Origin of the sequence: Microbacterium paludicola, assembly GCF_015235415.1 — a bacterium.
GTDB classification, from domain to species: Bacteria; Actinomycetota; Actinomycetes; order Actinomycetales; family Microbacteriaceae; genus Microbacterium; species Microbacterium paludicola.
Window position 1 is genome coordinate 22,228 of record NZ_JADGLL010000030.1, and the last position, 10,969, is coordinate 33,196.

The following is a 10,969-nucleotide window of genomic DNA, read 5'->3' on the forward strand; positions in this document are numbered from 1 at the left end:
GCAGCGCGAAGCGCTGCCGCAGCGGAGCGAAGCGACGTTGCCTCGCTCGCCGAGTGGCGGCGCGAAGCGTCGGCGCGAGCGTGCGAGCCGCTCCTGAAAAGAAAGACCGCACGCGGGTGTTCACCACAAGCACCCGCGCGCGGCCCGTGTCTCTCGCCCCGCCGCCAGAGGAGTGAACTGCCAGGGGCCAGGCGAGAGGGTCTCAGCCGGTGATCTCGAACCTCACCGGCAGCAGCTGCTCGTCGCGCGAGGAGGGTCCGATCCGCAGTTCGAACTCCCCGGGCTCGACGACGCGGCGGGCCTGGGCGTCGACGATGGTGCAGGCCGACGCGGGCAGCTCGAGCTCGACGACACGCTCCTCACCGGGGGTGAGGGGAACCTGCACGAAGTGCTTGAGCTCCTTGTCGGCCCAGCTGACGGACGTCACCACGTCGCTGACGTAGACCTGCACGGTCTCGAGCGCGGGACGCGATCCGGTGTTGCGGACGGTGACCTCGGCGCGCACGGTGTCGCCGGCGGTGACCGAGGGCGTCAGGATCCGGGCGTCGGCGTACTCGACGGTGGTGTAGCTGAGCCCCTCGCCGAACGCCCAGGCGGGGCTCTGCGTGAGGTCGGCGTAGCGGTCGCCGTGCTGCCCGCGGATCTGGTTGTAGTACGTCGGCTGCTGGCCGACGTGCCGCGCGAACGACAGGGGCAGCCGGCCCGTGGGCTCGATGAGGCCGAGCAGCAGCTCGGCGATCGCACGGCCGCCCTCCATGCCGGGGTTCGCGACCCACAGGATGGCGGATGCGCCGAGCGCGGAGGGCGGCAGCACGAGCGGCTTCGACGCGAGCAGGATCACGATGAGCGGCTTGCCCGTGGCGGCGAGCGCATCCAGCAGCGCGATCTGGGCCCCGACGAGTTCGAGCGTCGCGGTGGAGCGCGCCTCGCCGACGAGCTCGATCCGGTCGCCGACGACGGCGACGACGTAGTCGGCCTCGGATGCGCGGGCCACGGCGTCCGCGATCAGGGCGTCATCGGGCTCGGCCGGCTCGACCACGAAGGGGCGCGGCTGCCCGTCGGGGAAGTGCGCGCCGGCGGGGTCGGGCACGAGAGACAGGATCTCGGCGCCCTCCGCGTGGGTGACCTCCCAGCCGGACGGCACGTGGGCGCGCAGCCCGTCGAGCACCGTGGTGATCATCTCGCGCGGCTGCCCGTCGGGCAGCCAGCCGGCCTGTCCCGAGTTCCCTGCCCAGTCGCCGAGCTGCGTCTGCGCGTCGTCCGCGAGCGGCCCGACCACGGCGATCCGGCGGGTCGGGCCGGCGGCGAGCGCGCGGCCGTCCGAGCCGGCCGTGAGACCGCCGTCCAGCGGAAGCAGCCCGTCGTTCTGCAGCAGCACGAGCGAGCGCCGGGCGATCTCGAGGTTGAGCGCCGCGTGGTCCGGGGCGCCGAGCACCTCCGCCATGCGCACGAGGTCGGGATGCCGCGGCTGCTCGAACAGGCCGAGCTCGAACTTGAGCGTCAGGATGCGCGAGACGGCCGCATCGAGATCGCTCGCGGCGAGCATCCCCCGCTCGATCGCCTCGAGGGCGCCCTCGAAGAACGTCGGCGTGGTCATGATCATGTCGTTGCCGGCCTTGACCGCCGCGGCGGCGGCGTGGGCGATGTCGGGCTGCACCTTCTGCTCCCACACCATGCGGCCGACGTTGTCCCAGTCGGTGATGAGCGTGCCGGTGTAGCCCCACTCGCCGCGCAGGACGTCGCTGAGCAGCCACTCGTTGATCGTGATCGGGATGCCGTCGGTGGTCTGGTAGCCGAGCATGAACGTCCGGCACCCCTCCCGGGCGACGCGCTCGAACGGCGGCAGGAACCACGAGCGCATCTTGCGGCGGGAGATGTCGGCCTCGCTGGCGTCGCGCCCTCCCTGCGTCTCGGAGTAGCCGGCGAAGTGCTTCGCGGACGCAAGGATCGCGGTCGGATCCGTCAGCCCGTCGCCCTGGTAGCCGCGCACCATCGCCGAGGCGAGCTCGCCGATGAGGTGCGGATCCTCGCCGAAGGTCTCGTTCACGCGGCCCCAGCGGAGGTCGCGCGTGATGCACAGCACCGGCGAGAACGTCCAGTGCACGCCGGTGGGGGCGACCTCCACCGCGGTGGTGCGCGCGGCCTTCTCGACCAGCGCGGCGTCCCAGGTCGCCGCCATGCCGAGCTGCGTCGGGAAGATCGTGGCGCCCTCGCAGAACGAGTGGCCGTGGATGCAGTCCTCCGCGACGACGAGCGGGATCCGCAGGCGGGTCTGCGCCGTCAGCGCGTGGGCCCGCTCGAGCCGCTCGGGCGACGTGTGCAGGATGGATCCCGCCTGCCGACGCAGGATGTGGTCGTCGATGTCGTCCCGGGCGTCGAGCTGCAGCATCTGCCCGATCTTCTCCTCGACCGTCATGCGGGCGAGGAGATCGGCGACACGCGCGTCGACCGGCGCCGCCCTGTCGAGGTAGAGGGCGGTGTCGATGTCGGTGGTCACGTGTTGTCTCCCTGGGGACGGACGGCGGTCACGGCGGAGGTCGCGCTCAGGCCGCGCTTCTTCATCGCCCGCGCGCGCTCGCCCGCCGAGCGCAGGCGCGGGTTGACGTACTCGTCGATCCCGAAGTTCACGAGCGACAGGGCGACGCCGAGGATGGCGATGCAGAGTCCGGCGGGGACGTACCACCACCAGTAGGTCGGGAAGGCGCCGTTCTGCTGGGCCCAGAACAGGATGGTGCCCCAGTTCAGGTTCGAGATCGGGATGACGCCGATGAACGCGAGGGTCGTCAGGCCCAGCACCGCCGCCGTCACGGTGCCGACGAAGCTGGACGCGATGATCGCGAGCAGGTTCGGCAGCATCTCCACGAAGATGAGCCGCGGCATCGATTCGCCGTTGGCACGGGCGGCCTGGATGAAGTCGCGGTTTCGGAGCGACATGGTCTGGGCGCGCAGCACCCGCGCGCCCCAGGCCCATCCGGTCACGGCCAGCGTGAGCGCGATGATCCACAGCGGCGGATCCTCGAACGACGACGCCACGATGATGATCAGCGGCAGGCCGGGGATCACGAGGAAGACGTTCGTGAGTGCCGACAGCGACTCGCTCTTCCAGCCGCGGGTGTATCCGGCGATGACCCCGACGATCACCGCGATCGCGGTTCCCATCAGGCCCGCGAGGAACCCGACGACGAGCACGCCGCGGGTGCCGAACACGATCTGGCTGAAGATGTCCTCGCCCATGTGGGTCGTGCCGAGCAGGTGCGTCAGCGACGGCCCCTGGCGCAGCGCCTGGTAGTCCTTGTCCATCGGGCCGTATGGGGCGATCAGGTCGCCGAACAGGGCGACAAGCACGAACACGCCGATGATCGTGAGCCCCGCCACCGACTTCGGGTTGCGGAACATCGCGAACGATGCGGCGATCTGCCCCGCGACGGTCTTGCGTCCGGGCGACTCGCCGCCCGTGGCGGATCGGATGGTGGCCGTCTCGGGCGCGCCGATCCCGACCGCGGGGATCTCTGCTGCGGCGGTGTTTGTCATCTCAGGCCTCCGACTGACGAGTGCGCGGATCGAGGATGGCGTGCGCGATGTCCGCCAGGATGTTCGCGCACAGCACGGCGAGCGTGATGATCAGGAAGAGTCCCTGCATCAGCGGGTAGTCCTTCGCGGCGGTCGCGTCGAGCAGCATCTTGCCGACGCCCGGGTACGAGAACACGAGCTCCATCACGATCGTGCCGCTGACGATGAAGCCGATCGACAGGGCGAAGCTCGACAGCTGCGGCAGCACCGCGTTGCGGGCGGCGTAGCGCCACAGCACGCGCGAGTTCGGCATCCCCTTCGCCTGCGCGACCGTGACGTAGTCCTCGTCGAGCACCGTGAGCATCATGTTGCGCATGCCGAGGATCCATCCGCCGAGCGAGGCGATCAGGATCGTGATGAGCGGCAGCGCGCCGTGGGCGATGACCTGCCCGATGAAGTCGAGCGAGAACTCGGGCGACGATCCCTTGTCGTACGCGTGCGATGCGGGGAACCAGCCGAGCGTCGACGAGAACACGGCGATCGCGATGAGGCCGAGCCAGAAGTAGGGAACGGTCGAGAAGAACGTCGTGATCGGCACGATCACGTCGGCGCGACTCCCGCGCCGCCAGCCGACGACCGCACCGGTCACGGTGCCGACGAGGAACGACAGCACGGTCGCGAGGCCGACGAGCCCGATGCTCCACGGCAGCGCCACCGCGATGACGTCGCCGACGGGCGTGAGGCCGTTCGAGAACGACCGCCCGAGGTCGCCGCGCAGCAGCAGCCCCCAGTAGTCGAGGTACTGCTGCCAGAGCGACGTGTCCTTGTCGAGACCGAAGAGAGTGCGGATGGCGTGCTCCGCCTCGGGCGAGAGCTGACCGCGGTACTTGTTCATGTACGCGGTGACGGGATCGCCCTTCATCATGCGCGGCACGAGGAAGTTGATCGTGATCGCGGCCCAGAGCGTGAACAGGTAGAACACGGCGCGGTTCAGGATGAACCTGGATGAGTTCTTCATGCGGCGCCTCCGTCCGTGGCTGCGGCGGCGATGCCGGGCGCCGACGCGAAGTGCTTCTCCGGGTCGGGCGAGGCGGCGCGCAGCTCGCGGGTGTACTCGTGCTGGGGGTTCAGGATGACGTCGTCGGCCGGTCCGCGCTCGACCACCCGGCCGTGGTGGAGCACCATGATCTCGTCCGAGAAGTGCCGCGCCGTCGCGAGGTCGTGGGTGATGTAGAGCACGCCAAGGCCCTCGTCGCGCTGCAGCTCGGCGAGCAGGTTGAGCACGCCGACGCGGATCGAGACGTCGAGCATCGAGACGGGCTCGTCCGCCACGAGCAGGCTCGGCCGCGACGCGAGCGCTCGGGCGATGGCGACGCGCTGCCGCTGACCTCCCGACAGCTCGTGCGGCCGCCGGTCGATCACGGCGTCGGGCTCGAGGCGGACGCGCTCGAGCAGGCGGCGCACCTCGGCCTCGGTCTCCCGCTTGGGAACCACGTTGTCGAGCCGCAGCGGCCGCTCGAGGTGGTAGCGGATGGAGTGGTACGGGTTCAGGGAGGCGAACGGATCCTGGAACACCATGCGCAGCTTCTGGCGGTACGAGCGCAGGCCGCGGCCCCGGCGCGGGATGGGCTGCCCGTCGAGCAGCACCTCCCCTGCGGTGGCGGTCTCGAGCTGGGTGAGGATCTTCGCGATCGTCGACTTGCCGGATCCGGACTGCCCGACGAGCGCGATCGTCTGGCGCTCCCGCAGCGTGAAGCTGACGTCGTCGAGCGCCAGGATCGGCTCTGCGCCCCGCACGCGGTAGCGCTTGGTGACATTGCGGAACTCGAGGGTGGTCATCGCGTCAGCACCCCCCGCGCCCCGGTGAGCCGGGGGAAGGAGCTCAGCAGCTTCTTGGTGTAGTCGTGCTGCGGGCGCTCCCAGATGTCACGCGACGCGGCGAGCTCGACGATCTCGCCCTCGCGCATGATCGCGATCCGGTCGCTGATCTCGAGCAGCAGGGGAAGGTCATGCGTGATGAAGATGACCGAGAAGCCGAACTCGTGGCGCAGCTCGGAGATCTGCCGCAGGATCTCGCGCTGCACGAGCACATCCAGCGCGGTCGTCGGCTCGTCCATGACCATCAGCTGCGGTCGCAGGGCGAGGGCCATCGCGATCATCACGCGCTGGCGCATGCCGCCCGACAGCTCGTGCGGGTAGGAGCGGTAGCGCTCCCGGCCGACCGCGACGATCTCCAGCAGCTCCTCGCACTCGCGGCGGCGGGCCTGCTTCGACATGCCGGGGCGGTGGACGACGAACACGTCGTCGAGCTGGGATCCGATCGTCGCCACGGGGTTGAGCGCGTTCATCGCGCCCTGGAAGACCATGGAGACCTTGTCCCAGCGGAACCGCTGCATCTGCTCCGGGCTGAGGCCGTTGATGTCGACGTCGCCGTCCGACGCGTCATGGAAGACGACGCTGCCTCCGGTGATCACGGCGGGCGCGCGCAGCAGACGCTGCACGCCGTAGGCGAGCGTGGTCTTGCCGCAGCCGCTCTCGCCGGCGAGGCCGAGGATCTCGCCGCGCTGGAGTTCGAGGGACACGTTCTTCACCGCCTCGACGGGAGGGGTGACGTCGTACACGACCGAGAAGTCGCGCACGCTGAGCAGGGGGTCTGGCATCGGGATCGCTTTCATCACGGGCGCAGGCGCGCAGGGTGCCGCGCGGGCACCGGTGACACAGGGGACGTCGGGGAGGCGGGGGCCCGGCAGGTGCCGGGCCCCCGCGGGGAGATCACTCCGCGGGCTCGAGGTTCATGAGCACCTGCACCGCCGCGACCTGCAGCGGGTCGCCCGGGGCGTACGGGTCCTCGTCGCTCGGCCAGCCGACGTAGTTGCGGGTGTTGAACTCGGCGAGGATCGGGTGCGTGCCGACCGGGATGACCGGGACGTCCTCGACGAACGCCTTCTGCACCTGCTCGATCGCCGCCGTGCGCTCCTCGTCGCTCGACGCGTTCGCGTAGGTGTTGAGCAGCTCCGTGACCTCGGGGTTGTCGTAGCGGCCGAAGTTGTAGTCGACGAGCTCGCCCGCCTTCAGCCAGCGGCCGTCCATGGTGTCGGAGTACAGGTCGTACGGCGTGGTGCCCGAGTCCGTCCAGTGCATGATCGCGTCGAAGGTTCCCGCGCGCTTGTTCTGCGTCCAGGTGTCGACGTCGGGGGTGTCGACCTTGGCGTCGGCGCCGAGCGTGGACGTGACCTGGTCGGCGATCAGGCTGATGCCCGTGACGTAGTCGTTCCAGCCCTGCGGCACCTGGAGCGTGAACTCGACGGGCTCGCCGTCGGGGTCGATGAGGGCGTCGCCCTCCCAGGTGTAGCCGGCGTCCTCGAGGATGCCCTTGGCGCCCTCGACGTCGATCTCGAACTCGACGCCCTGGTACTCGGGCGCGATGTACTGCTCGCCGACCGGCGTCGGCAGACCCGTGACGCTTGTCAGCTCCGGGCCGGCGTTCTCGCGCGCGATCGTGGTGTGCGCCTCGCGGTCGATGACCATGTTGACGGCCTTGCGGAACGCGACGTCGTCGAACGGCTTCTCCTGCGTGTTCAGGAACAGCACGTCGGGCGCCATCACGTTGGCGGGCCAGAAGATGTTGTTCTCGTCCTTCGAGAGGTACTGGTTCTCGATGTCTGAGATGAACGCCTGCGCCCAGTCGGCCTCGCCGCTGGCGAGGGCCGTGGTGAGGGCGGTGTTGTCGTTGTAGGAGACGTAGTAGAGCGTCGGCACGGCCGGCTCGCCGCCCCAGTAGTCGTCGCGCGCGGTCATCGTGACCGACTGCGAGCTGAAGCTCTCGAGGACGTACGGGCCGGTGCCGACGGGGTTCTCGTTGGTGAAGGTGGTGGGGTCCTCGACTTCGGCCCAGATGTGCTCCGGCACCATCTGGATGTTGAGCACCTGCGCCTGCTTGACGAACTTCGACTCGCCGAAGCTCAGGACGACGTTGTCGCCGTCCTTCGTGATGTCGGTGAGCTGGATGTTGCCGGTGTCGAACGCGGGGGTGCTGCGGATGAGCTCGAACGTGAAGACGATGTCGTCGGCCGTGAACTCCTCGCCGTCGTTCCAGGTCACGCCGGCGCGCGGGGTGATCGTGAGCTGCGTGTAGTCGTCGTTCCACTCGACCTTCTCGGCGAGCCACGGGGTGGTCTCGTTGTCGCCCGTGGGGTTGACGATCGCGAGGGGCTCGAAGACGACGTTCTTGTAGCCGAGCTTGTTCGCCGAGGAGTCGCCGACCCACGGGTTGTTCGACTCGGTGGTGATGGCGCCATCCGGCTTGGCGATCGTCAGTGCGGCACCCGGCTCCGGCGCGGCGGCCGACTCGTTCGGCTCGGCGCCGCCTGCGGCGCACCCGCTGAGGGCGAGCGCGGTGGCGAGGCCGACCGCGAAGACCAGTGACTTCTTCTTCATCGCTTCTCCTTCGAAGAGACGTTCCTGTGATTGCAGGGATGGCTCCCGGGCCATTCCGGAAGCGCTTCCATGAAGTTACTGATGAGTAAGTAACTTGTAAAGAGAGGATGATGGTGCCGAACTCGACCGAGAGGAAATCGTGATCATGGCGAGGAAGCAGGCGAAGTCCCGACCCGAGACGGTGCGCAAGCGCGCGGAGATCCTGCACGCCGCGATGGAGATCTTCGGCGCCAAGGGCTTCGCGAGCGGCACGCTCGCCGAGATCGCCGACCAGGTCGACATGACGCACGCCGGCGTGCTCCACCACTTCGGCTCGAAGACGCAGCTGCTGCTGGAGGTGCTCGACTACCGCGACCAGACGGATGTCGCCGACCTCGTGGAGCAGCACATCCCCGGCGGGCTCGAGATGTTCCGGCATCTGGTGCGCACCGCGTTCGCGAACGCGCGCCGAGCAGGGATCGTGCAGGCGTTCGCCGTGCTCTCGGGCGAATCCGTGACCGACGATCATCCGGCGCGCGAGTACTTCCAGGTGCGGTACCGCAACCTCCGATCGGGCATCGCGGACGCCTTCGCGGAGGTGTGCGCGCAGCACGGCGTCACCGAGCCCGACACGATCACCCACGCCTCGGCGAGCATCCTCGCGGTCATGGACGGGCTGCAGGTGCAATGGCTGCTGCAGCCCGAGGCCGTCGAGCTGGGCCCCGCGACCGAGTTCGCCATCGAGGCGATCGTCGCCGCCGTGCTCTCCCCGCAGCCGCGATTCGTGGCGACCCCGGATCCCGCGCGCTGACCTGGCCGCAACCTGGGCAACAGCCCTAATGTTGCGCCCCGAGACGCCGAGCGACCCTCGGACGCTCCCCCGTAGGTAACGTCGAAGGCATGACCGAGTCCAGTGCACAGCGGGTTCCGGGCGACCTCGAGGAGGCGCACGGGCGCACCGCGGGCGACCTCATCTCCGTACCGGGCGCGCTCGACGCCGAAGGCTTCAAGACCCTGTTCCGCGGTCACCCCGGCGGGGTCGCGGTGATCACCGCCGAGGGGCCCGGCGGCCCCGTCGCCCTGACCGCGACCTCCGTCGCCTCGGTGAGCGCCGACCCGCCGATGCTGATCTTCTCGGTCTCATCGCAGTCATCGGCGACGCCGTCCATCCTCGCCGCCGACACGATCGTCGTGCACCTGCTGGACGCCGCCGACCTCGACCTCGCCAAGCTCGCCTCCACGAGCGGCGTCGACCGCTTCGCCGACACCTCCCGCTGGACGCGCCTGCCCACCGGCGAGCCCGTGTTCCCCGGCGTCCGCGCGTGGACCCGTTGCGCGATCGTCAGCCGCCTTGAGGCCGGCGGATCGACCGTGATCGCCGCGCATGCCCTGCAGGGCCAGACGAACCGCGAGCCGGGCAGCGACACCCCGCTCGTCTACCACAACCGCACCTGGCACGCCCTCGGCGAGCACACCCGGATCTAGGCGTTCTTTTCAGAAGCGGCTCGCACGCTCGCAGGGCTCGGGCCGGTCGCTTCGGCTCGCTGGCGCTCACTCAGCAACCGGTGGGGGCACAGGCCCATAGCCCAACCCGGTTATCGAGCGAGCTTGCGAGTCGAGATGACGGCTCGCACGGGCGGGCGGCTTCGGCCGGTTATCGAGCGAGCTTGCGAGTCGAGATGACGGCTCGCACCGGCGGGCGGCTTCGGGCGGTCGCTTCGGCTCGCTGGCGCTCACTCAGCAACCGGTGGGGGCACAGGTCTGTGGCCTAACCCGGTTATCGAGCGAGCTTGCGAGTCGAGATGACGGCTCGCACGGGTGGGCGGCTTGGGGCGGGTCGCTTCGGCTCGCTGGCGCTCACTCAGCAACCGGTGGGGGCGCAGGCCTTTGCCCACCCCCGGTTATCGAGCGAGCGGAGCGAGTCGAGATGACGGCTCGCACAGCCTCCCTCGCCGAGTCAGAGGTTCCCGTAGAGGGACAGCGGCGACTCGAGCGCGTCGACGACCTGGCGGAGGAAGCGCGCCGCGTAGCCGCCGTCGCAGACGCGGTGGTCGAAGACCAGCGAGAGCTGCGCGATCCGGCGCGGCACCATCACGCCGCCCACGACCCAGGGCCGCTCGAGCGCGCGCCCGACGCCGAGGATCGCCACCTCTGGGTGATTGATGATCGCGGCCGATCCATCCACCCCGAACGCGCCGTAGTTGTTGAGCGTGAACGTGGATCCGCTCAGGCGCGCGGGAGGGAGTGATCCGGATCGCGCCTCGTCGGCGAGCGTGCGGAGGGCTCCGTCGAGCTCGGCGACCGACATCCGATCGGCGCGCGGCAGCACCGGCACCATCAGGCCGCGCGGGGTGTCCGTTGCGACGCCGAGGTGGACGCCGTCGAACGTGACGAGCTCGTCGCCGTCGACCCTGCCCGCGAGCAGCGGATGATCCCGCAGCGCGAGCAGCACAAAGCGCGCCAGCAGCGCGGTGAACGACGGCGGCCGCTCCCCCGGTGCCGCCATGGCCGGCCGCAGGTTCCACAGGTCGGTGACGTCGACATCCACCCAGACCGTCGCCTCGGGGATCTCCGCGCGGCTGCGGGTGTACGTCGCGGCCGCGGCGCGATGAAGCATCGACATCCGCTCGCGGGAGGCCTCCGCAAGACCCGCGGGCGCGGTCCGACGGGTCTGTGTTGCGACCGCGGACCCGTCGGGTGACTCCAGCCTCGCGGCCCGCAGCACGTCGTCGCGGGTGACGGCGCCATCCTGCCCCGTCGGACGGATGGCGGCGACATCCACCCCGAGGTCGCGGGCGAGCCGGCGCACAAGCGGCGAGCGCACGGCCGGCTTCTGCGGTGCCGCGCTCAGGGGATGGGTGACGGACGTGCGCGTGTCGGGCCCGGCAGGCGACATCCGCCCCACCGATCCTGACGGCGGGACGCGCCGGGGGCGACGGCGCCGGGCGCCGGAGCCCGCCGTCGTGCCGTAGCCGATCAGGACGTTGCCCGAGCCGGCGCGCTCCTCGGCGCGGTGCGCTTCGAGTTCGGGGTCGGCTGGGGC

General features: G+C 70.1%; 9 protein-coding genes. 2 read left to right on the plus strand and 7 right to left on the minus strand.

What is annotated here, in order from left to right:
- Positions 1–202: 202 nt before the first annotated feature.
- The 6 genes from IR155_RS11495 to IR155_RS11520 form a co-directional block, all read right to left on the minus strand.
- Positions 203–2,497, minus strand: a complete 2,295-nt coding sequence (locus IR155_RS11495; RefSeq protein WP_233441191.1) for an exo-beta-d-1,3/1,6-glucosidase — start codon at positions 2,495–2,497, stop codon at positions 203–205.
- Positions 2,494–3,531 carry an ABC transporter permease gene (locus tag IR155_RS11500; RefSeq protein WP_135114966.1) on the minus strand — a complete coding sequence of 346 codons (1,038 nt, stop codon included), beginning with the start codon at positions 3,529–3,531 and terminating at the stop codon, positions 2,494–2,496. Before IR155_RS11500 ends, IR155_RS11495 begins: the two co-directional genes overlap by 4 nt.
- 1 nt (position 3,532) lies before the next feature.
- A complete protein-coding gene (locus IR155_RS11505; RefSeq protein ID WP_135114967.1) occupies positions 3,533–4,528 on the minus strand; it encodes an ABC transporter permease in 996 nt (331 codons plus the stop codon).
- Positions 4,525–5,349, minus strand: a complete 825-nt coding sequence (locus tag IR155_RS11510) for an ABC transporter ATP-binding protein (protein ID WP_135114968.1) — start codon at positions 5,347–5,349, stop codon at positions 4,525–4,527. The genes IR155_RS11505 and IR155_RS11510 overlap by 4 nt, the downstream gene beginning before the upstream one ends.
- On the minus strand, positions 5,346–6,170 hold the full coding sequence (locus IR155_RS11515) for an ABC transporter ATP-binding protein (protein ID WP_135114969.1): 825 nt from the start codon (positions 6,168–6,170) through the stop codon (positions 5,346–5,348). The genes IR155_RS11510 and IR155_RS11515 overlap by 4 nt, the downstream gene beginning before the upstream one ends.
- Before the next feature lie 112 nt (positions 6,171–6,282).
- On the minus strand, positions 6,283–7,947 hold the full coding sequence (locus IR155_RS11520; protein ID WP_135114970.1) for an ABC transporter substrate-binding protein: 1,665 nt from the start codon (positions 7,945–7,947) through the stop codon (positions 6,283–6,285).
- A 145-nt stretch (positions 7,948–8,092) separates the two neighbouring features.
- Between IR155_RS11520 and IR155_RS11525 the strand changes: the two genes are divergently transcribed.
- On the plus strand, positions 8,093–8,737 hold the full coding sequence (locus tag IR155_RS11525) for a TetR/AcrR family transcriptional regulator (protein WP_228067078.1): 645 nt from the start codon (positions 8,093–8,095) through the stop codon (positions 8,735–8,737).
- Positions 8,738–8,826: 89 nt separating this feature from the next.
- Positions 8,827–9,411: a flavin reductase family protein gene (locus IR155_RS11530; RefSeq protein WP_135114972.1), complete on the plus strand. Its 585-nt coding sequence runs from the start codon at positions 8,827–8,829 to the stop codon at positions 9,409–9,411.
- Between the two features lie 472 nt (positions 9,412–9,883).
- Here IR155_RS11530 and IR155_RS11535 read toward each other — a convergent pair.
- Positions 9,884–10,969, minus strand: a 1,086-nt coding sequence (locus IR155_RS11535) for a dihydrolipoamide acetyltransferase family protein (protein WP_135114973.1), incomplete at its 5' end; no start/stop codon positions are given.